The organism is Burkholderia glumae LMG 2196 = ATCC 33617 (assembly GCF_000960995.1).
Classification (GTDB): domain Bacteria; phylum Pseudomonadota; class Gammaproteobacteria; order Burkholderiales; family Burkholderiaceae; genus Burkholderia; species Burkholderia glumae.
Genome location: NZ_CP009435.1, coordinates 13007 through 34559, shown reverse-complemented (window position 1 = coordinate 34559; position 21553 = coordinate 13007). Strand labels below are relative to the sequence as shown.

Genomic DNA, 21553 nt, shown 5'->3' with positions numbered 1-21553 from the left:
GGGCGACATGGCTGACATCAAGAACTACACGCTCAACTTCGGCCCCCAGCACCCGGCCGCGCACGGCGTGCTGCGACTCGTGCTCGAGCTCGACGGCGAGGTGATCCAGCGTGCCGATCCGCACATCGGCCTGCTGCACCGCGCGACCGAGAAGCTCGCCGAGAACAAGACCTTCATCCAGTCGGTGCCGTACATGGACCGTCTCGACTATGTGTCGATGATGGCGAACGAACACGGCTACGTGCTTGCGATCGAGAAACTGCTCGGTATCGACGTGCCGGAGCGCGCGCAGTATATCCGCGTGCTGTTCGACGAGATCACGCGCGTGCTGAACCACCTGATGTGGATCGGCTCGCACGGTCTCGACGTCGGTGCGATGGCGGTGTTCCTCTACGCGTTCCGCGAGCGCGAGGACCTGATGGACGTCTACGAGGCGGTCTCCGGCGCGCGCATGCACGCGGCCTACTACCGCCCGGGCGGCGTGTATCGCGACCTGCCTGACGTGATGCCGCAATACAAGGCATCGAAGATTCGCAACGAGAAGGCGCTGTCGAAGATGAACGAGGCGCGCCAGGGTTCGGTGCTCGACTTCATCGACGATTTCTTCACGCGCTTTCCGAAGTGTGTCGACGAATACGAAACGTTGCTGACCGACAATCGGATCTGGAAGCAGCGTCTCGTCGGGATCGGTGTGGTGAGTCCCGAACGCGCGCTGCAGCTCGGCCTGACGGGCGCGATGCTGCGCGGCTCCGGAATCGAGTGGGACCTGCGCAAGAAGCAGCCCTACGAAGTGTATGACCGCCTCGATTTCGACATCCCGGTCGGGGTGAACGGCGATTGCTACGACCGTTATCTGGTTCGCGTCGAGGAGATGCGGCAGTCGTGCCGCATCGCGAAACAGTGTATTGAGTGGCTGCGGAAGAATCCGGGTCCGGTGATGACGGACAATCACAAGATTGCGCCGCCCAAACGTGTCGACATGAAGTCGAACATGGAAGATCTGATTCACCACTTCAAGCTGTTCACCGAAGGTTTCCATGTGCCGGAAGGCGAAACCTACGCGGCGGTCGAGCACCCGAAGGGCGAATTCGGCATCTATCTCGTGTCCGACGGCGCGAACAAGCCATACCGGCTGAAGATTCGCGCGCCCGGCTACGCGCATCTCTCCGCGCTCAACGAAATGGCGCATGGCCACATGATTGCCGACGCGGTCACGATCATCGGTACGCAGGACATCGTGTTCGGCGAAATCGACCGCTGATCGCCACGCCGCCCGCGTCGAGCGGGCGGCGGGCAGCCAACAGTGAGCGCCAGGTCTGCCGTTGCGCATCCCGCGGCAGGTTGTTCGTTCGGTAGGAATTGAATGAGTCGTGTCTGAAAATGATCTCAGCTGAAGGCCTGAAAGAAATCGATCGCGTGGTGGCCAAGTATCCCGCCGATCAGAAGCAGTCCGCCGTGATGTCGGCATTGGCCGTGGCTCAGGAGGAGCACGGCTGGCTGTCGCCCGAACTGATGCAGTTCGTTGCGGACTATCTCGGCATGCCGGCCGTCGCCGTGCAGGAAGTGGCGACGTTCTACACGATGTACGAGCTCAAACCGGTTGGTAAGCACAAGATCACGCTCTGCACGAATCTTCCGTGCCAGCTTGGCCCGCACGGCGGCGCCGAGGCAACGGCCGACTATCTGAAGCAGAAGCTCGGTATCGACTTCGGCGAAACCACGCCCGACGGCAAGTTCTCGCTGAAGGAAGGCGAATGTTTCGGCGCCTGCGGCGACGCGCCGGTATTGCTGCTCAACAATCACAAGATGTGCAGTTTCATGAGCCGCGAGAAGATCGACCAGCTGCTTGAGGAGCTCTCGAAATGACGTCCCTGCACGATCGTCACATCAAACCGCTGATTCTCGCGAACCTGAACGGTGAGAACTGGCGCCTCGAAGACTACGTCGCGCGCGGCGGCTACCAGCAGCTGCGCCGCATCATCGAGGAAAAGATTCCGCCTGAGCAGGTGATCGCCGACGTCAAGGCGTCGGGCCTGCGCGGCCGCGGCGGCGCGGGCTTTCCGACCGGCCTCAAGTGGAGCTTCATGCCGCGCCAGTTCCCGGGCCAGAAGTATCTGGTCTGCAACTCGGACGAAGGCGAGCCTGGCACCTTCAAGGACCGCGACATCCTGCGCTGGAACCCGCATGCCGTGATCGAGGGCATGGCGATCGGCGCCTACGCGATGGGCATCACGGCCGGCTACAACTACATCCACGGCGAGATCTTCGAAGTGTATCGACGCTTCGAGGCGGCGCTCGAGGAAGCACGCGCGGCAGGCTATCTCGGCGCGAACATCCTCGGTTCGGAGTTTTCGTTCCAGCTCCATGCGCACCATGGTTACGGTGCGTACGTCTGCGGCGAGGAAACGGCGCTGCTCGAATCGCTCGAAGGCAAGAAGGGCCAGCCGCGCTTCAAGCCGCCGTTCCCGGCGAGCTTCGGTGTGTACGGCAAGCCGACCACCATCAACAACACCGAAACCTTCGCAGCCGTGCCGTTCCTGCTGGCGGTCGGTCCGCAGCATTACCTCGAGCTCGGCAAGCCGAACAACGGCGGCACGAAGATCTTCTCGGTGTCGGGCGACGTCGAGCGCCCCGGCAACTACGAAGTGCCACTCGGCACGCCGTTCTCGGCGCTGCTCGAACTGGCGGGCGGCATGCGCGGCGGCCGCAAGCTGAAGGCCGTGATTCCTGGCGGATCGTCGGCGCCGGTGATTCCGGGCGACACGATGATGCAGATCGACATGGACTACGACTCGATCGCGAAGGCGGGCTCGATGCTCGGCTCGGGCGCGGTGATCGTGATGGACGAGACGCGCTGCATGGTGCGCTCGCTGCTGCGCCTGTCCTACTTTTACTACGAGGAATCGTGCGGCCAGTGCACGCCGTGCCGTGAAGGCACCGGCTGGCTGTATCGCGTGGTGAAGCGCATCGAGGACGGGCAAGGCCGCAAGGAAGACCTGGACCTGCTGAACTCGGTGGCCGAGAACATCATGGGACGCACGATCTGCGCGCTCGGCGATGCGGCCGCGATGCCGGTGCGCGGCATGCTCAAGCACTACTGGGATGAATTCGCCTACCACGTCGAGCACAAGCACTGCATGGTCGGAACTCATTCGCACGCGCCGGCCGTGGCGGCCTGACGTGAAAGCCGGCCCAGTCCGGCCAACCCGATAGCGGAACATCAGCGCCCGGCGGGCGAGAGCGCGAGCGAGCGTAAAAGGTTAAGGACCATACATCATCATGGTTGAACTTGAGATAGACGGGAAGAAGGTCGAGGTGCCCGAAGGCAGCATGGTGATCCAGGCTGCGCACAAGGCGGACAAGTATATTCCGCACTTTTGTTACCACAAAAAGCTGTCGGTTGCGGCGAACTGCCGCATGTGTCTCGTTGACGTCGAGAAGATGCCGAAGGCCGTGCCGGCCTGCGCGACGCCGGTGTCGGCCGGGATGATCGTGCGCACGCACTCGGAAAAAGCGGTGAAGGCGCAGCAGGCGGTGATGGAATTCCTGTTGATCAACCACCCGCTCGACTGCCCGATCTGCGATCAGGGCGGCGAGTGCCAGCTGCAGGATCTGGCGGTGGGCTACGGCAAGTCGTCGTCGCGCTACCGCGAGGAAAAGCGCGTCGTGTTCCACAAGAACGTCGGCCCGCTGATCTCGATGGAAGAGATGTCGCGCTGCATCCACTGCACGCGCTGCGTGCGCTTCGGCGAGGAAGTGGCCGGCGTGATGGAGTTCGGCGTGCTCGGCCGTGGCGAGCATTCCGAGATCACCACGTTCGTCGGCAAGACCGTCGATTCCGAGCTGTCGGGCAACATGATCGACCTGTGTCCGGTGGGCGCGCTGACCAGCAAACCGTTCCGCTTCAGTGCCCGCACCTGGGAGCTGTCGCGCCGCAAGTCGGTGAGCCCGCACGATTCGGTGGGCGCGAACCTGGTCGTGCAGGTGAAGAACAACCGCGTAATGCGTGTGTTGCCGCTCGAGAATGAGGCCGTCAACGAATGCTGGATCTCGGACAAGGACCGTTTCTCGTATGAAGGTCTGAACAGCGAGGATCGTCTCACCCGGCCGATGCTCAAGCAGGGCGGCCAGTGGATCGAGACCGACTGGCAGACCGCGCTCGAATACGTGGCGAAGGGCCTGAAGGGCATCGCGGCCGATCACGGCGCGAACGCGCTGGCCGCGCTCGCGAGCCCGCACGCCACGCTCGAGGAGTTGTTCCTCGTCAAGCAGCTCGCCCGCGAGTTGAACGTGCCGAACGTGGACTTCCGCCTGCGCCAGACCGATTTCTCGGCGCCGGTGTCGGGCGCGCCGTGGCTCGGCATGCCGATCGCCGAGTTGTCGAACCTCGATGCGGCGTTCGTGATCGGCTCGATCCTGCGCCGCGACCATCCGCTGTTCGCCGCGCGCCTGCGCCAGACCGCCAAGGCCGGCGCGCAGATCCACCTGCTCAACGCCAGCGGCGACGACGCGCTGATCCCGTCGGCCAGGCGCATCGTCGCGGCTCCGTCGGGCTGGCTCGACGCGCTGGCCGGCGTTGCCGCGGCGGTCGCGAAGGCGAGCGGCGCCGCGCTGCCGGACGCGATCGCGGGCGTCGAGGCGTCGGCCGAGGCCGAGCGCGTCGCGCAGGCGCTCGCGAGCGGCGAACGCCGTGCGGTGCTGCTCGGCAACGGTGCGGTGCATCATCCGCAGTTCGCGCAGTTGCACGCGCTCGCGCAATGGATCGCCCAGCATACGGGCGCGACGCTCGGCTTTTTGACCGAGGCGGCCAACACGGTCGGCGCCTACCTGGCCGGCGCGCTGCCGGGCGAGGGCGGCCTGAACGCGAGCGAGATGTTCGCGCAGCCGCGCAAGGGCTATCTGCTCGTCAACGTCGAGCCCGAATTCGACACGGCCGATCCGGTCGCGGCGCGCGCGGCGCTCGACCAGGCCGAGATGGTGGTCGTGATGTCGCCGTTCAAGTACGGCACCGACTACGCCGACGTGCTGCTGCCGATCGCGCCTTTCACCGAGACGGCCGGCACCTTCGTCAACGCCGAAGGCCGCGCGCAGTCGTTCAACGGCGTGGTGCGCCCGCTCGGCGACACGCGCCCGGGCTGGAAGGTGCTGCGCGTGCTCGGCAGCCTGCTCGGTTTGCCGAATTTCGAGTACGAGACGTCCGACGAAGTGCGGCTTGCCGCGCTCGGCGACGGCGATCTTGCCGCGCGCCTGTCGAACGCGACCTCGGTCGCGCCGGCGCGCGCCGGCGCGCGGCCGGCCGGCGGAGCGCTGGAGCGTCTGGCCGACGTGCCGATCTACCACGCCGATCCGCTCGCGCGCCGCGCCGGCGCGCTGCATCTGACGGCGGCGGCGAAGGCCGCGCATTCGGTGGGCCTGCCCGCCGCGCTGTTCGACCGGCTCGGCCTCGCCAACGGCGACGCGGTGCGCGTGAGCCAGGGCGGCCGTTCGGTGCAGCTGCCTGCGGTGCGCGATGCGAATCTGGCCGAGACGGTGGTTCGCGTATCGGCCGCCACGCCCGCCGGTGCGGTACTCGGCGGCCAGTCAGGTGAACTCGTGGTGGAGAAGGCGTAAATGAGCTTGTTCGATACGATCAACTCGAACGGTACCGCGCTGCTCGGCGCGGCATGGCCGACCGTATGGGCGCTCGTGCGCATCCTCGTGGTCGCCGTGGTGATCCTGCTCTGCGTCGCGTACCTGATCCTCTGGGAGCGCAAGCTGATCGGCTGGATGCACGTGCGGCTCGGCCCGAACCGCGTCGGTCCCGGCGGCCTGCTGCAGCCGATCGCCGACGTGCTGAAGCTGCTGCTGAAGGAGGTGATCCAGCCGACCGCGGCGAGCCGCTGGTTGTACCTGATCGCGCCGGTGATGACGGTGGTGCCGGCATTCGCGGTCTGGGCGGTGATTCCGTTCCAGGCCGGCGCGGTGCTCGCCAACATCAACGCGGGCCTGCTCTACGCGATGGCGATCTCGTCGATCGGCGTGTACGCGGTGATCCTGGCCGGCTGGGCCTCGAATTCGAAGTACGCGTTCCTTGGCGCGATGCGCGCGGCCGCGCAGATGGTGTCGTATGAAATCTCGATGGGCTTCGCGCTGGTGCTGGTGCTGATGACGGCCGGCAGCCTGAACCTCTCCGAGATCGTCGCCTCGCAGCAGCACGGCTATTTCGCACACCACGGCATCAACTTCATGTCGTGGAACTGGCTGCCGCTGCTGCCGGTGTTCGTCATCTACTTCATCTCGGGCATCGCGGAAACGAACCGCCACCCGTTCGACGTGGTGGAAGGCGAGTCGGAAATCGTGGCCGGCCACATGATCGACTACTCGGGGATGGGCTTCGCGCTGTTCTTCCTCGCCGAGTACATCAACATGATCGTGATCTCGGCGCTGGCCGCCACGCTGTTCCTCGGCGGTTGGGACTCACCGTTCAGCTTCCTGTCGTTCATCCCGGGCATCGTCTGGCTCGTGGCGAAAGTCTTTTTCCTGCTGTCGGTGTTCATCTGGGCCCGCGCGACGTTCCCGCGCTTCCGTTACGACCAGATCATGCGTCTTGGCTGGAAGATCTTCCTGCCGATCTGCGTGATCTGGGTGGTGGTGGTCGGCTTCTGGATGATGTCGCCGCTGAATATCTGGAATTGAGAGGGCGGATACCATCATGACGGCAATCCAACATTTCTTTAAGACCTTCTTCCTGACCGAACTGCTCAAGGGGCTGGCGCTGACGGGACGCTATACGTTCAAGCGCAAGTTCACGGTGCAGTTCCCGGAAGAGAAGACCCCGATCTCGCCGCGCTTTCGCGGGCTGCACGCGCTGCGCCGCTACGAGAACGGAGAAGAGCGCTGCATCGCCTGCAAGCTCTGCGAGGCCGTGTGCCCCGCGATGGCGATCACGATCGAGTCGCAGACGCGTGCCGACAACACGCGCCGCACCACGCGCTACGACATCGATCTGACCAAGTGCATCTTCTGCGGCTTCTGCGAGGAGAGCTGCCCGGTCGATTCGATCGTCGAGACGCAGATCCTCGAGTACCACGGCGAGAAGCGCGGCGACCTGTATTTCACGAAGGAAATGCTGCTCGCGGTCGGCGATCGCTACGAGAAGGACATCGCGGCCGCCAAGGCCGCCGACGCGCCGTATCGATGAGCTGGACGGGCCGGCCCGGAAGGGCAGGCCCGAGAGCGCCGCGGCAACGGTGCGCGGCACCTTGCAGTGCCCGAGAACCGTGCCTGACCAAGGCCTAACGATGAACCGGTAACCATGGACTTCACGACCGTACTCTTCTACATCTTCTCGCTGCTGCTGGTGATCTCGGCACTGAAGGTGATCACCGCGCGCAATCCGGTGGCTTCCGCGCTTTTCCTCGTGCTGGCATTCTTCAACGCAGCCGCGATCTGGATGCTGCTCGAGGCCGAATTCCTCGCGATCCTGCTGGTGCTGGTCTATGTCGGCGCGGTGATGGTGCTGTTCCTGTTCGTCGTGATGATGCTCGACATCAACGTCGACGTGCTGCGCCGCGACTTCCGCCGCTTCGTGCCGATGGCCACCGTGGTAGGCGCGATCATCGTGGTCGAGACCGCGCTGATCCTCTGGCGCGGCTACGGCGCGACCGCCTCGCCGGTGCGCGACGTCGCCTCGGGTGCGCTCGCCAACATGTCGAACACGCGCCTGATCGGCAAGGTGATCTACACCGACTACATCTTCGCGTTCGAGATCGCCGGCCTGGTGCTGCTGGTGGCGATCATCGCGGCGGTTTCGCTGACGGCCGGCAAGGGCAAGTACCGCAAGCGCCAGAACGTGTCCGAGCAGATCCGCGTGCGCCGCGAGGACCGCGTGCGCCTCGTGAAGATGGCGGCCGAAAAGCCGCAGCCGCCCGAGGCCGCCCCGGCCGAAGCCGACCCCGCCGCGGCGACCAAAGGCTGAGCGAGGAGAATCGAACCATGTTGAACCTGACCCTGGCCCACTATCTCGTGCTCGGCGCGATCCTGTTCGCGATCAGCATCGTCGGTATCTTCCTGAACCGCCGCAACATCATCGTGATCCTGATGGCGATCGAGTTGATGCTGCTCGCGGTCAATACGAACTTCGTCGCGTTCTCGCACTATCTCGGTGACGTGCATGGACAGATTTTCGTGTTCTTCGTGCTCACGGTGGCGGCGGCGGAAGCAGCGATCGGCCTGGCAATCCTGGTCACGCTGTTCCGCAAACTCGACACCATCAACGTCGAGGATCTCGACCAGCTCAAGGGCTAATCTCAGGCGAGTCTGCTATGTCGACCACACTCAATGAAAATCTGCTGCTCGCGATCGCGCTCGCGCCGCTTGCCGGCTCGATCATCGCCGGCCTGTTCGGCAACACGGTCGGGCGCAAGGGCGCGCACCGCGTGACGATCCTCGGCGTGACGATCTCGTTCGTCCTGTCGATGGTGGTGTTCCTGCAGGTGCTGGACGGCGCGAGCTTCAACGCGACCGTCTACGAATGGATGCACGTCGGGCCGCTCAAGCTCGAAGTCGGCTTTCTCGTCGATTCGCTGACGGCGATGATGATGGTCGTCGTGACCTTCGTCTCGCTGATGGTGCATGTCTACACGATCGGCTACATGCAGGACGAGGACGGCTACCAGCGCTTCTTCTCCTACATCTCGCTGTTCACGTTCTCGATGCTGATGCTCGTGATGAGCAACAACTTCCTGCAGCTGTTCTTCGGCTGGGAAGCGGTCGGCCTCGTGTCCTACCTGCTGATCGGCTTCTACTTCACGCGGGAAAGCGCGATCTACGCGAACATGAAGGCGTTCATCGTCAACCGCGTCGGCGATTTCGGCTTCCTGCTCGGCATCGGCCTGCTGCTCGCCTATGCCGGCTCGATGAACTACGGCGAGGTGTTCGCCAAGAGCACCGCGCTGGCCGCGATGCATTTCCCGGGCACCAACTGGGGCCTGCTGACGGTGGCCTGCATCTGCCTGTTCATCGGCGCGATGGGCAAGTCGGCGCAGTTCCCGCTGCACGTCTGGCTGCCCGACTCGATGGAAGGCCCCACGCCGATCTCGGCGCTGATCCACGCGGCCACCATGGTGACGGCCGGCGTGTTCATGGTCACGCGCATGTCGCCGCTGTTCGAACTGTCCGACACCGCGCTGTCGTTCATCACCGTGATCGGCGCGATCACGGCGCTGTTCATGGGCTTCCTCGGGGTGATCCAGAACGACATCAAGCGCGTGGTCGCGTACTCGACGCTCTCGCAGCTCGGCTACATGACGGTCGCGCTCGGCGTGTCGGCCTACCCGGTCGCCGTGTTCCACCTGATGACGCACGCGTTCTTCAAGGCGCTGCTGTTCCTCGCGGCCGGCTCGGTGATCATCGGCATGCACCACGACCAGGACATCCGCAACATGGGCGGCCTGCGCAAGTACATGCCGATCACCTGGATCACCTCGCTGGTCGGTTCGCTCGCCCTGATCGGTACGCCGTTCTTCTCGGGTTTCTACTCGAAGGACTCGATCATCGACGCGGTGAAACTGTCGCACCTGCCGGGCTCTGGTTTCGCGTATTTTGCAGTGGTCGCCAGTGTCTTCGTGACCGCCCTCTATTCGTTCCGCATGTATTTCCTGGTGTTCCACGGTGAAGAGCGCTTCCGCAAGCCGAAGCATCCCGATTCGCCGATGGGCAAGGCCGCCGCGCAGGGTCATGACGCGCACGGCCACCACGATGATCATGTCCACGAACCGCACGAAACGTCGTGGGTCGTCTGGTTGCCGCTCGTGTTGCTCGCGATTCCGTCGGTGGTGATCGGCGCGATCGCGATCGGCCCGATGCTGTTCGGCGATTTCTTCCAGCACGGCGTCGCGTTCGACAAGGTGATCTTCATCGGCCAGAATCACCCGGCAGTCGCCGAGATGGCCGATGAATTCCACGGCTGGGCCGCGATGGGCCTGCACTCGGTGACGGGCCTGCCGGTCTGGCTCGCACTGGCTGGCGTCGTCGTCGCCTGGTTCCTGTATCTGAAGCGCCCGGATCTGTCGGCGGCGATTCGCCGTGCGGCCGGCCCGATCTATACGCTGCTCGATAACAAATACTACATGGACAAGATCAACGAGGTCGTATTCGCCAGGGGTTCGGTTGCAGTCGGCCGTGGCCTCTGGAAAGAGGGCGACGTCGTCGTGATCGATGGGCTCGTCAACGGCAGTGCGCGGTTCGTCAGCTGGTTCGCCGGCGTGATCCGCTTCCTGCAGTCCGGCTACATTTATCACTACGCGTTCGCGATGATCATTGGCATGTTGGGTCTCCTCACCCTGTTTGTTACGCTCGGCGGCAAATAAGAAAGGAGAGGAACCCACTCATGCCCGCATTTCCGATTCTCAGTACCGCCATCTGGCTTCCGATCGTGTTCGGCCTCGTGATTCTGGCCATCGGCACGGACCGGAAGCCCGGCGTGATCCGTTGGGTTGCGCTGCTCGGTTCGCTGCTCGGGTTTGCTGTCACGATTCCGCTCGTCACCGGTTTCGATCCGAGCACCGCGGCTCTCCAGTTCCAGGAGAACGTGAGCTGGATCGAACGGTTCAATGTTTCGTATCACCTCGGCGTCGACGGGATCTCGATGTGGTTCGTCGTGCTGACGGCGCTGATCACCGTGATCGTCGTCGTTGCCGCCTGGGAAGTCATCACCGAGAACGTCTCGCAATATCTGGCCGCGTTCCTGATCCTGTCCGGCATCATGATCGGGGTGTTTTCGGCGGCCGACGGCCTGCTGTTCTACGTGTTCTTTGAGGCCACGCTGATTCCGATGTACATCATCATCGGCGTCTGGGGCGGCCCGAACCGCGTCTACGCGGCGTTCAAGTTCTTCCTCTACACGCTGGCCGGCTCGCTGCTGATGCTGGTCGCGCTGATCTACCTGTACCGCGAGACGCACACCTTCGATCTGGCCGTCTGGCAGGGCGCGAAGCTCGCGATGACGCCGCAGTTGCTGCTGTTCGCCGCGTTCTTCCTCGCCTTCGCGGTGAAGGTGCCGATGTGGCCCGTCCACACCTGGCTGCCCGACGCGCACGTCGAGGCGCCCACCGGCGGCTCGGTGGTGCTGGCCGCGATCATGCTCAAGCTCGGCGCCTACGGCTTCCTGCGCTTCTCGCTGCCGGTCACGCCCGATGCCTCGCATTATCTGGCTCCGGTCGTGATCGCCTTGTCACTCGTCGCCGTGATCTACATCGGCCTGGTGGCGATGGTGCAGACCGATATGAAGAAGCTGGTCGCCTACTCGTCGATCGCGCACATGGGCTTCGTCACGCTCGGCTTCTTCATCTTCAGTCCGCTCGGTGTCGAGGGCGCGATCGTGCAGATGATTTCGCACGGCTTCGTTTCGGGGGCGATGTTTCTTTGCATCGGCGTGTTGTACGATCGCCTCCATACGCGCAATATCGCCGACTACGGCGGAGTCGTGAACGTCATGCCGAAGTTCGCGACGTTCGCGTTGCTGTTCGCGATGGCGAACTGCGGGCTGCCCGGCACCTCCGGGTTCGTCGGCGAGTTCATGGTGATCCTTGCGTCCGTGAAGTTCAATTTCTGGATCGCGTTCGGCGCGGGCTTCACGCTGATTCTTGGCGCGGGCTACACGCTGTGGATGTACAAACGCGTCTATTTCGGCAAGGTGGTCAACGAGAAGGTAACGCGGCTGAAGGACATCGGCGCTCGTGAGTTCTCGATGCTCGCCGTGCTGGCCGCGTTCACGCTGCTGATGGGCCTGTATCCGAAGCCCTTCACCGACGTGATGCACGTTTCCGTAGAAAACCTCCTCTCTCACGTCGCGCAATCCAAGCTGCCGCTGTCCCCGCAGTAAGGGTGGGCGGAAAACCAAGACCATGCAAAACGCACCTATGAATGCCTTGTTGCCCGACGCGCTCGTGATGTTCGCCATCATCGTGGCGTGGCTGAACGACACCCTGGCCGGCGAATCCGGCCGTCGTTTCACGTTCCTGATCGCGGTCGTCTCCTCGATTGCCGCCGGTGTGTGGTTTGCGGTCCAGGCCTTCGATCCGCACCAGTACTACTTCTTCTCGCGCATGATCGTGGTCGATTCGTTCGCGAGCGTGATGAAGTCGGTGGTCTCGTTCGGCTACGGCGTGTCGCTGATCTACTCGCGACGCTATCTGGCCGATCGCGGTCTGTTCCGCGGCGACGTGTTCCTGCTCGGGATGTTCTCGCTGCTCGGCCAGCTCGTGATGATCTCGGGCAACAACTTCCTGACGCTGTATCTCGGCCTGGAACTGATGTCGCTGTCGCTGTACGCCCTGATCGCGCTGCGCCGCGACGGCGCGCAGTCGAGCGAAGCGGCGATGAAGTACTACGTGCTCGGCGCGCTGGCTTCCGGCTTCGTGCTCTACGGCATCTCGATGCTGTACGGCGCGTCCGGTTCGCTCGAACTGCACGACGTGCTGAACGCGATCGCCTCGGGCCGCATCAACGACGCGGTGCTGCTGTTCGGCGTGATCTTCGTGGTGGCGGGCGTGGCCTTCAAGCTCGGCGCGGTGCCGTTCCACATGTGGGTGCCCGACGTCTATCAGGGCGCCCCCACGGCGATGTCGCTGTTCACGGGCGGCGGCCCCAAGGTGGCCGCGTTCGCCTGGGGCCTGCGCTTCCTCGTGATGGGCCTGCTGCCGCTCGCGGCCGACTGGCAGCAGATGCTGGTGATCCTCGCGGCGCTGTCGCTGATCGTCGGCAACATCACCGGCATCGTCCAGCGCAACGTCAAGCGGATGCTCGCGTATTCGGCGATCTCGAACATGGGCTTCGTGCTGCTCGGCTTGCTGTCGGGCGTCGTGAAGGGTGCGCCGACGTTCGCGGCCACTGCCTATAGCTCGGCGATGTTCTACTCGATCGTCTATCTGATCACCACGCTCGGCGCGTTCGGCATCGTGATGCTGCTGGCCCGCCGTGACTTCGAGGCGGAGACGCTCGATGATTTCAAGGGCCTGAACAAGCGCAGCCCGGTGTTCGCGTTCGTGATGATGGTGATGATGTTCTCGCTGGCCGGCATTCCGCCGACGGTCGGCTTCTACGCCAAGCTCGCGGTGCTCGAGGCGACCATCAACGCCGGCCTGACCTGGCTTGCGATCCTTGGTGTCATCTCCTCGTTGTTCGGCGCGTTCTACTATTTGCGTATCGTGAAGCTGATGTACTTCGACGCGCCGCAGGACAGCAATCCGATCATGAGCGACTCGCTGAACCGCGGCGTGCTGCTGCTCAACGGCGCTGCCGTGGTGGTGCTCGGTGTCGCGCCCAGCAGGCTGATCGAAATCTGCCTGCAGGCGATCACCCACACGCTGCCGCTCTGATGTCCGCGGCCGGCTGGTTCATCGTGCTGCTGGCGCTTGCCGGCGCCAACCTGCCGTTCTTGAATCAACGCCTGTTCGCCGTCGTGCCGGTTGGTGCCGGCACGCGCAAGAGTGCCTGGCTGCGGATCGGCGAGATGCTCGCGCTGTATTTCGCGGTCGGCATGCTCGGCTTCTGGCTCGAGGCGCGCGCCGGCAACCGCTTCGAGCAGGGCTGGCAGTTCTACGCGATCACCCTCAGCCTGTTCGTGGTGTTCGCGTTCCCGGGCTTCACGTTTCAGTATCTCGTCAAACGACGCTGACGGTTCCGGCCGTCGCGTCCTACTCTGGAGCCGACGATGGCCGAATTACCGAATCACGACGCGCAGTTGACCGAAGTCCGCGTCGAAAGCCAATCCATTCTCGACGGCCATTTTCTCAAGGTACAGCGCGACACCGTGCGGCTGCCCGACGGCAAGCACGCGGTGCGGGAATACATACGCCACCCCGGCGCGGTCATGGTGATCCCGCTGTTCGACGACGGCCGCGTGCTGATGGAAAGCCAGTACCGCTACCCGATCGGCAAGGTGATGGCCGAGTACCCGGCCGGCAAGCTCGATCCTCAGGAAGGGCCGCTTGCCTGCGCGATTCGCGAACTGCGCGAGGAGACCGGCTATGCTGCGCGCGAATACTTCTATCTGACGCGTATCCATCCGATCATTTCCTACTCCACCGAATTCATCGACATCTATCTGGCGAAGGGGCTCGTGGCCGGCGAACGCCAGCTCGATGAGGGCGAATTCCTCGAAACCTTCACGGCCACGCTGCCTGACCTGCTCGAGTGGATCCGCACCGGCCAGATCACCGACGTGAAGACGATCATCGGCACGATGTGGCTCGAAAAAGTGCTGGCGGGCACCTGGCCGCTCGGTGCTGCCGAGCAGGGCTGAGCGCCGGCCGCCGCGGGCGCGGCGGCCGGGTCCTTGCCGGCTTTCTCGCAGTTTTTCGACCTTCGCCGGCGGCCAAGCGCGCCGCGCGTTACAATCTTTCGCACCCGGGCCGAGGCCCGGACGGCTTCGATCGTGATTTAGCACGACCGTTCTTAAATTTTCCATTTGGGCGTACACTCGCAAGACGCCCCGAGTCCGCATGAAGGTCCTCGATTTACAGTGCTCGCATGGCCATCGCTTCGAAGGCTGGTTCGCGTCTGCCGATGAGTTCGAATCGCAGCTTGCCCGCAAGCTCGTCGAATGCCCGGTCTGCGCGGCCACCGAGATCAGCCGGATGCCGTCGGCGCCGCGCCTGAACCTGTCTGGCGCGACGCAGGCCGAGCCGCCGGCCGGCCAGGCGGATCCACGCCCGTTGCAGGCGCAGTTGATGCGCGTGCTGCGCGAGGTGCTGGACAAGACGGAAAACGTGGGCGAGCGCTTCGCCGAGGAAGCGCGACGCATCCATTACGACGAAGCGCCCGCGCGCAGCATCCGCGGGGTGACCTCGCCCGAGGATGCGCGCGCCCTCGCCGAGGAAGGCATCGACGTGATGCCGCTGCCGTTGCCGGCCGCGCTGAAAGAGCCGCTGCAATGATCGAATCCTGATCGGCGCGCGTCTTTCTGGCAGGCCGCCGCGGTTCGCGGCCAGGAGACATGCGCATGGATCTGGATTATTCCCCCGCCGACGACGCGTTTCGCGCCGACATTCGGGCGTGGCTCGAGGCCCATCTGCCTCGTTCGCTGCGCGACAAGGTTCTCAACCACAAGCGACTCGACCGCGACGACTACCTCGGCTGGCATCGCACGCTTGCCGCGCGCGGCTGGTCCGCGCCTGGCTGGCCCGCCGAATACGGCGGCCCCGGCTGGGACGCGACACGGCGCTACATCTGGGACGAGGAATGCGCGCGCGCCGGCACGCCGCCGCCGCTGACGTTCGGCGTCTCGATGGTGGGCCCGGTGCTGATCCGCTACGGCAACGACGCGCAGAAGCGCCACTGGTTGCCGCGCATTCTCGACGGCACCGACTGGTGGTGCCAGGGTTACTCCGAGCCGGGCTCCGGCTCCGATCTCGCCTCGCTGCGCACGCGCGCCGAGCGGTGCGGCGATCACTACGTCGTGAACGGGCAGAAGACCTGGACCACGCTCGGCCAGTACGCCGACATGATGTTCTGCCTGGTGCGCACCGATCCCGCCGCGAAGAAGCAGGAGGGCATCTCGTTCCTGCTGATCGACATGAAATCGCCCGGCGTCACGGTCAGGCCGATCATCACGCTCGACGAGGACCATGAGGTCAACGAGGTGTTTTTCGAGGACGTGAAGGTGCCGGTGGAGAATCTCGTCGGCGACGAGCACCGCGGTTGGACCTACGCGAAGTATCTGCTCGGTCACGAGCGCACCAGCATCGCGCGTGTCGGCAACTCGAAGCGCGAATTGGGATTCCTGAAGCGTCTTGCGGCCGGCCAGCGACGCCACGGCCGCCCGCTGCTCGAAGATCCGGTATTCGCCTCACGCGTGGCCTCGCTCGAGATCGATCTGATGGCGCTCGAGGTGACCGCGCTGCGCGTGATCGGCCAGGAGAGCCGCGGCCGTGGCCCAGGCCCCGAGGCATCGATGCTGAAGATCAAGGGCTCCGAGATCCAGCAGGCGCTGTCCGAGCTGATGGTCGATGCCATCGGGCCGCTCGCCGCGCCGTTCGATCCCGCGTTTCTCGACGGCGAACGCGAGCATGCGAGCACCGGCAGCGACGACGCTGCGCCGCTCGCCGCCCAGTATTTCAACTTTCGCAAGATGTCGATCTACGGCGGTTCCAACGAAATCCAGAAGAACATCATCGCGCAGATGATTCTTGGCCTTTGAGGAGCGACGCATGGACTTCACCTTCAGCGAAGAGCAACAGCAGTTTGCCGATGCGCTGCGTCGCTATCTGGACGAGCGTTACGGGTTCGACGCGCGGCAGGCGATCGTCGCTTCGGCGGCCGGTGTCTCGGCCGGGCAGTGGCGAGCGTTCGCCGAGTTGGGTCTGACCGCGCTGCCGGTGCCCGAGGCCTGCGGCGGCCTCGGCGGCGGCACGGTCGACATGCTGGTGGCGATGCAGGCGCTCGGTGCGGCGCTCGTGGTCGAGCCGTACTGGGCGACGGCGGTCGGCGTCGAGGCGCTGCGGATCGCCGCGAGCGGTCATGCCGCCGACGCCGCGCTGCTCGAACGCGCGGCCGCAGGCGATGCCGTGCTGGCCGTGGCGTTCGACGAGCCGGGCGCGCGCTATGAGCTGGACACGATCGACACGCGCGCCGAGCCCGACGGAGACGGCTTTCGACTCGACGGCACCAAGGCGGTGGTCCGCCACGGCGCGCAGGCGCACGCGTGGATCGTGCCGGCGAGGCAGCCCGACGGCACGATCGCGCTGTTCGTCGTCGAGCGCGGCGCGGCCGGTGCCACCGCCGACGACTATCGGACCATCGACGGCCAGCGCGCGGCCACGCTGCGCTTCGCGGCCACGCCGGCGCGCCGGATCGTGGACGGCACGCACGGCGCCGCCGCGCTCGAGCGGATCGCCGACTACGGCATCGTGCTGCTGTGCGCCGAAGCGCTCGGCGCGCTCGATGCGCTGAACCGCGCCACCCTCGACTATACGAAGACGCGTGAGCAGTTCGGCATGCCGATCGCGCGCTTCCAGGTGCTGCAGCATCGGATGGTCGACATGCTGATCCAGACCGAGCAGGCGCGTTCGCTGACCTATCTGGCCGCGGTGCGCTACGCCGACGCCAACGCCGACCTCAGGCGGCGCGCCGTGTCGGCCGCGAAGGCGCGCATCGGTCAGGCCGCGCGTTTCGTCGGCCAGCAGGCAATCCAGCTGCACGGCGGCATGGGCATGACGCAGGAAGTCGCGGCGGCGCATCTGTTCAAGCGGCTCGCAATCATCGAGACGACGCTGGGCGATGTCGACCACCACCTCGCCCGGTTTGCCGCCTTGCCGTCCTTTTTCGAATACGATGCGGTCTGATGAGGCAGTTCCATCAACCCCACCGGATGCCAACAGGAGAGAGAAGCATGAGGATCGGTTACGAAGATCTGGAGGTCGGCGCGCTGACCGAGGTCGGCCGGCACACGTTCACGCCCGAGGACATCGTCGAGTTCGCGCAGCGCTATGATCCGCAACCGTTCCATCTCGACGAGGCGGCAGGCAAGGCCTCGCCGTTCGGCGGCCTGGTGGCGAGCGGCTGGCACACCTGCGCGGTATTCATGGGCATGCTGGTGCGCAACGTACTGAGCGACTCCACCGGCATGGGCTCGCCCGGCATCGACTCAATCCGCTGGCTCAAGCCGGTGCGTGCCGGTGCGACCATCACGATGTTCCAGCGCATCGTCGACAAGCGGCTGTCCGCGAGCCGCCCCGATCGCGGCATCGTGACGACCGAATGGATCGGCAAGGACGAGAACGGCGAGACCGTGATCACGGTGCAGTCGAAGGTGATCTTCGGGCTGCGCAACCCGCAGGCGAGCGCATGAGCGGCGAAGCGGCGGGCGAGCGCGCCGGGCGGCCGCGTATCGCGTCGGTGCAGGCCCTGCGCGAGCTGGTCGGCGCCGACGGTTTCGCGAGCCGCTGGATCACGATCGAGCAGGCACGTGTGGACCGCTTTGCCGACGCGACCGGCGATCATCAGTGGATTCACGTCGATCCCGAGCGGGCCGCGCGCGAGTCGCCGTTCGGCGCGCCGATCGCGCACGGTTTCCTGACGCTGTCGTTGATCCCGGCGCTGATGGTCGACGCGATCGAGTTCGAGCAGAAAATGGGCGTGAACTACGGTCTGAACCGCGTGCGCTTCCTGCGGCCGGTGCCGGTCGGCGCCAAGGTGCGCGGGCTGTTCTCGGTGAAGACCGCCACCGACGGCAAGCAGGGCGGCCTGCAATGCTCATGGTCGGTCGCGGTGCAGGTCGATTCGACCGGCGAGCCGGCGCTCGCCTGCGCGGCCGAGTTCATCACGCTGCATCTGTTCTGACGGGCGGCGCGGTGCCGGTCCCGCCGTGCCTTGCCCGCCGCTGACTCTGCGCTTCGCCGATTCGCCCGTCTTCAGCCGGTCTGGCCGGCCGCCGCGGCGTGGCGCGCCAGTTCGAGCTTGGCGATCGCGTTGCGGTGCACCTCGTCCGGCCCGTCGGCGAAACGCAGCGTGCGCGCCGAGGCATAGGCGTAGGCGAGCGGGAAATCGTCGCTGACGCCGCCGCCCCCGTGCGCCTGGATCGCCCAGTCGATCACCTGGCACGCGATGTTCGGCGCCACCACCTTGATCATCGCGATCTCGCCGCGCGCGCCCTTGTTGCCGATCTTGTCCATCATGTAGGCAGCCTTCAGCGTGAGCAGCCGCGCCTGATCGATCAGGCAGCGCGCCTCGGCGATGCGCTCCTGCGTCACCGTCTGTTCGGCGATCGGCTTGCCGAACGCGACGCGCTGCAGCGCGCGTCGGCACATCAATTCGAGCGCGCGCTCGGCCAGCCCGATCAGGCGCATGCAATGGTGAATCCGGCCCGGTCCCAGCCGGCCCTGCGCGATCTCGAAGCCGCGGCCCTCGCCGAGCAGCAGGTTCGCGGCCGGCACGCGCACGTTATCGAGCGTGATCTCCATGTGGCCGTGCGGCGCGTCGTCGTAGCCGAACACGCTGAGGGGACGATGGACCTTGACGCCGGGCGCATCCGACGGCACCAGGATCATCGACTGCTGGGTGTGGCGCGGCGCCTCCGGGTCGGTCTTGCCCATCACGATGTAGAGCTTGCAGCGCGGGTCGCCCGCTCCCGACGACCACCATTTGTGTCCGTTGATCACGTATTCATCGCCGTCGCGCTCGATCCGCGTGCGGATGTTGGTCGCGTCCGAGGAGGCCACCTCGGGTTCGGTCATCAGGAACGCCGAGCGGATCGTGCCGTCTAGCAGCGGCTCGAGCCAGGTCCGCTTCTGCTCGTCGTCGCCGTAGCGTTCGAGCGTCTCCATGTTGCCGGTGTCGGGGGCGCTGCAGTTGAACACCTCGGGCGACCACGGCACGCGTCCCATGATTTCGCAGAGCGGCGCGTAGTCGAGATTGGAAAGCCCGGCGCCGCGGTCGGAGGCCGGCAGGAACAGGTTCCAGAGCCCGGCCTCGCGCGCCTCGTGCTTGAGCGTCTCGAGCAGGCCGACGGGGCGCCATGCGTTGCCGTCGCGCCGGTTGCGCGCGATCTCGTCGTGAAAGGCGCGCTCGTTCGGATAGATGTGCGCGTCGAAGAACGCCATCAGCCGTTCGCGCAGTACATCGACCTTCGGGGAGTAATCGAAATCCATCGCAACCTCGCTGAGAGTGGATCGTTGATCGAAAGCGGAGCGGCGGCCGGCTCGTCAGGCCACGCGCTGCGCGTAGCGCCACGCGAGTTCGGCCATCGGGCGGGCCTGCCGGCCGGCATCGAGCGCGCGTGCGCTCGATGCGGTGCCCTCGGCCACGCGCTTCATGATGCCCTGCAGGATCGCGGCGATCCGGAACATGTTGTAGGCGAGATAGAAGTGCCAGTCGCCTTCGATCGTGAAGCCCGTGCGCTCGCGGTAGCGCGCGATGTAGGCCGCCTCGTCGGGAATTCCGAGCGCGCCCCAGTCGAGGCCGGCCACGCCGCGAAAGCGCCCCGGCTCGACGTGCCAGGTCATGCAGTGATACGAGAAATCGGCGAGCGGGTCGCCGAGCGTCGACAGTTCCCAGTCGAGCACGGCCAGCACGCGCGGCGCGTCGGGCGCGAAGATCAGGTTGTCGAGGCGGAAGTCGCCGTGCACGATCGACGTGTGCTCGCGGCCGGTATCGCCGGGCGGCAGATGTTGCGGCAGCCATTCGATCAGCCGGTGCATTGCATCGATCGGCTCGGTCTCCGAAGCCAGGTACTGCTTGCTCCAGCGTGCGATCTGGCGCGCGAAATAGCTGCCCGGCTTGCCGTAGTCGCCGAGGCCGAGGGCCTGCGGATCGAGCGCGTGCAGCGCGGCGATCACGCGATTCATCTCGTCGTAGTGCGCGGCCCGCTCGGCGCGCGTCATGCCGGGCAGCGACGGGTCCCAGTACACACGCCCCTCCACGCAGCTCATCACGTAGAACGCGCGGCCGATCACGGTTTCGTCCTCGCAGAGCGCGAGCACCCGCGGCACCGGTACTGCGGTGCCGTCGAGCGCGGCCATCACGCGGTATTCACGCTCGATCGCGTGCGCCGACGGCAGCAGCTTCGCCGCCGGCGCCGGCTTGGCGCGCAGCACGTAGTGCCGTGCCGGCGTGACGAGCTTGAAGGTCGGATTGGACTGGCCGCCGCGGAATTGCTCGATCGACAGCGGTCCGGCGTAGCCCTCGACGTGGCCCGCGAGCCAGGCGTCGAGCGCGGGCCCGTCGATGCGCTGCGCGGCGCTCACGGGCCCGGTGCCCTCGAACGCGGTGGTGTCGGCCGGGTTCGCTGCCGGGTGCTGCGGCGATTGTGTCATCGTTGCCTCCGGTTGCGCGGCGTGGGCTCAGCGGCCCGCGTTCGCTTCGACGAACTGTTGGTAGAGCACTTCCATCACGGTGTTGCGTGCGTCGCGGTGCAGCGCGTCGGGCGGCGTGTAGTTGATCTGCCGGATCACCCAGTCATGCGCGTGAGCGCCGACGTCGAGCACGTTGATGCAGCCGGTCGACTGCGCGAGCCGGCCGATGAACAGACGTTGCTCGGGCAGCGTCGCATGCGAGAGCAGCACGCAGTTCACGCCGCCATGCAATACCAGCAACACGGTGTCCCAGCTCGGGTCGGCACGCAGCGCGGCGAGCGCCGGCAGGACCCGATCGATCAGCTCGCCGATGGTCTCGCCGCCGAGAAACGGGACGTGGTCGGGCACGATGCCGTCGAGCGCGCCCAGAAACGCCGCCTCGACGCTCTCGGGCGGCAGATCCGCCAGATGGCCGCCGCGAATCTCGCGCCAGGCCGGCTCGACCTCGAGGTCGATCGACTGGCCGGTTTGCGCGAGCACCAGGGCGGCCGTCTCGACGGTACGGTGCAGGCCGCTCGTGATGACGCGGTCGAAGCGGATCGACTGCGAGGCGAACGCGCGGCCCGCGGCGCACGCCTGGGCTCGGCCGAGTTCATTGAGCGGCACGGTATCGGGATCGATCGCCTGGCGGGCGGCATCGAAATAGGTCACGTCGCCGTGGCGCATCAGGTAGATGCGGCGGCGCTTGGGCAGGGCGTAGGCGGTCATGTCTGAGTCGGCGG

Annotated in this window: 21 protein-coding genes; 18 read left to right on the top strand and 3 right to left on the bottom strand. The window is 65.6% G+C overall.

The window, feature by feature from the left end; translation table 11 throughout:
• Nucleotides 1–7 precede the first annotated feature (7 nt).
• From KS03_RS12710 to KS03_RS12625, 18 genes are all read left to right on the top strand, one after another.
• Nucleotides 8–1261 carry an NADH-quinone oxidoreductase subunit D gene (locus tag KS03_RS12710; protein WP_015876536.1) on the top strand — a complete coding sequence of 418 codons (1254 nt, stop codon included), beginning with the start codon at nt 8–10 and terminating at the stop codon, nt 1259–1261.
• A gap of 119 nt (nt 1262–1380) precedes the next feature.
• Nucleotides 1381–1866 (top strand): NADH-quinone oxidoreductase subunit NuoE, encoded by a 486-nt coding sequence (gene nuoE / locus KS03_RS12705; RefSeq protein ID WP_015876535.1) that lies wholly within the window; start codon nt 1381–1383, stop codon nt 1864–1866.
• Nucleotides 1863–3179, top strand: a complete 1317-nt coding sequence (gene nuoF, locus KS03_RS12700) for an NADH-quinone oxidoreductase subunit NuoF (protein ID WP_015876534.1) — start codon at nt 1863–1865, stop codon at nt 3177–3179. Before nuoE ends, nuoF begins: the two co-directional genes overlap by 4 nt.
• Before the next feature lie 100 nt (nt 3180–3279).
• Entirely contained in the window at nt 3280–5610 is a 2331-nt protein-coding gene (gene nuoG / locus KS03_RS12695) for an NADH-quinone oxidoreductase subunit NuoG (RefSeq protein ID WP_015876533.1), read from the top strand.
• Nucleotides 5611–6675 (top strand): NADH-quinone oxidoreductase subunit NuoH, encoded by a 1065-nt coding sequence (nuoH, locus tag KS03_RS12690; RefSeq protein ID WP_015876532.1) that lies wholly within the window; start codon nt 5611–5613, stop codon nt 6673–6675.
• 16 nt (nt 6676–6691) lie between these two features.
• Nucleotides 6692–7180 (top strand): NADH-quinone oxidoreductase subunit NuoI, encoded by a 489-nt coding sequence (gene nuoI / locus KS03_RS12685; protein ID WP_015876531.1) that lies wholly within the window; start codon nt 6692–6694, stop codon nt 7178–7180.
• A gap of 114 nt (nt 7181–7294) precedes the next feature.
• Nucleotides 7295–7957, top strand: a complete 663-nt coding sequence (locus KS03_RS12680; protein WP_015876530.1) for an NADH-quinone oxidoreductase subunit J — start codon at nt 7295–7297, stop codon at nt 7955–7957.
• Nucleotides 7958–7974: 17 nt separating this feature from the next.
• Nucleotides 7975–8286: an NADH-quinone oxidoreductase subunit NuoK gene (nuoK, locus tag KS03_RS12675; protein WP_013698856.1), complete on the top strand. Its 312-nt coding sequence runs from the start codon at nt 7975–7977 to the stop codon at nt 8284–8286.
• A gap of 17 nt (nt 8287–8303) precedes the next feature.
• On the top strand, nt 8304–10349 hold the full coding sequence (nuoL, locus tag KS03_RS12670) for an NADH-quinone oxidoreductase subunit L (protein ID WP_015876529.1): 2046 nt from the start codon (nt 8304–8306) through the stop codon (nt 10347–10349).
• A 20-nt stretch (nt 10350–10369) separates the two neighbouring features.
• Nucleotides 10370–11863: an NADH-quinone oxidoreductase subunit M gene (locus KS03_RS12665; protein WP_015876528.1), complete on the top strand. Its 1494-nt coding sequence runs from the start codon at nt 10370–10372 to the stop codon at nt 11861–11863.
• A gap of 37 nt (nt 11864–11900) precedes the next feature.
• Nucleotides 11901–13358, top strand: a complete 1458-nt coding sequence (gene nuoN / locus KS03_RS12660; protein ID WP_015876527.1) for an NADH-quinone oxidoreductase subunit NuoN — start codon at nt 11901–11903, stop codon at nt 13356–13358.
• Nucleotides 13358–13657, top strand: coding sequence for a DUF2818 family protein (locus KS03_RS12655; RefSeq protein WP_015876526.1), 300 nt, complete (start codon nt 13358–13360; stop codon nt 13655–13657). The genes nuoN and KS03_RS12655 overlap by 1 nt, the downstream gene beginning before the upstream one ends.
• Nucleotides 13658–13693: 36 nt before the next feature.
• Nucleotides 13694–14284 (top strand): NUDIX domain-containing protein, encoded by a 591-nt coding sequence (locus KS03_RS12650; protein ID WP_015876525.1) that lies wholly within the window; start codon nt 13694–13696, stop codon nt 14282–14284.
• A gap of 199 nt (nt 14285–14483) precedes the next feature.
• Nucleotides 14484–14918, top strand: a complete 435-nt coding sequence (locus tag KS03_RS12645; RefSeq protein ID WP_015876524.1) for a DUF1178 family protein — start codon at nt 14484–14486, stop codon at nt 14916–14918.
• A 65-nt stretch (nt 14919–14983) separates the two neighbouring features.
• On the top strand, nt 14984–16180 hold the full coding sequence (locus tag KS03_RS12640; protein WP_015876523.1) for an acyl-CoA dehydrogenase family protein: 1197 nt from the start codon (nt 14984–14986) through the stop codon (nt 16178–16180).
• A gap of 10 nt (nt 16181–16190) precedes the next feature.
• A complete protein-coding gene (locus KS03_RS12635) occupies nt 16191–17324 on the top strand; it encodes an acyl-CoA dehydrogenase family protein (protein WP_015876522.1) in 1134 nt (377 codons plus the stop codon).
• 47 nt (nt 17325–17371) lie between these two features.
• Entirely contained in the window at nt 17372–17830 is a 459-nt protein-coding gene (locus KS03_RS12630) for a MaoC family dehydratase (RefSeq protein WP_015876521.1), read from the top strand.
• Nucleotides 17827–18321, top strand: a complete 495-nt coding sequence (locus KS03_RS12625) for a MaoC family dehydratase (RefSeq protein WP_015876520.1) — start codon at nt 17827–17829, stop codon at nt 18319–18321. Before KS03_RS12630 ends, KS03_RS12625 begins: the two co-directional genes overlap by 4 nt.
• Nucleotides 18322–18392: 71 nt before the next feature.
• Here KS03_RS12625 and KS03_RS12620 read toward each other — a convergent pair whose 3' ends face one another.
• Genes KS03_RS12620 through KS03_RS12610 form a run of 3 tightly spaced genes read right to left on the bottom strand, consistent with a single transcriptional unit; the run spans nt 18393 to nt 21539 of the window.
• Nucleotides 18393–19628 carry an acyl-CoA dehydrogenase family protein gene (locus KS03_RS12620; RefSeq protein WP_015876519.1) on the bottom strand — a complete coding sequence of 412 codons (1236 nt, stop codon included), beginning with the start codon at nt 19626–19628 and terminating at the stop codon, nt 18393–18395.
• 54 nt (nt 19629–19682) lie between these two features.
• A complete protein-coding gene (locus KS03_RS12615) occupies nt 19683–20792 on the bottom strand; it encodes a phosphotransferase (RefSeq protein ID WP_015876518.1) in 1110 nt (369 codons plus the stop codon).
• A 27-nt stretch (nt 20793–20819) separates the two neighbouring features.
• Nucleotides 20820–21539: a histidine phosphatase family protein gene (locus KS03_RS12610; protein ID WP_015876517.1), complete on the bottom strand. Its 720-nt coding sequence runs from the start codon at nt 21537–21539 to the stop codon at nt 20820–20822.
• Nucleotides 21540–21553: the final 14 nt, after the last annotated feature.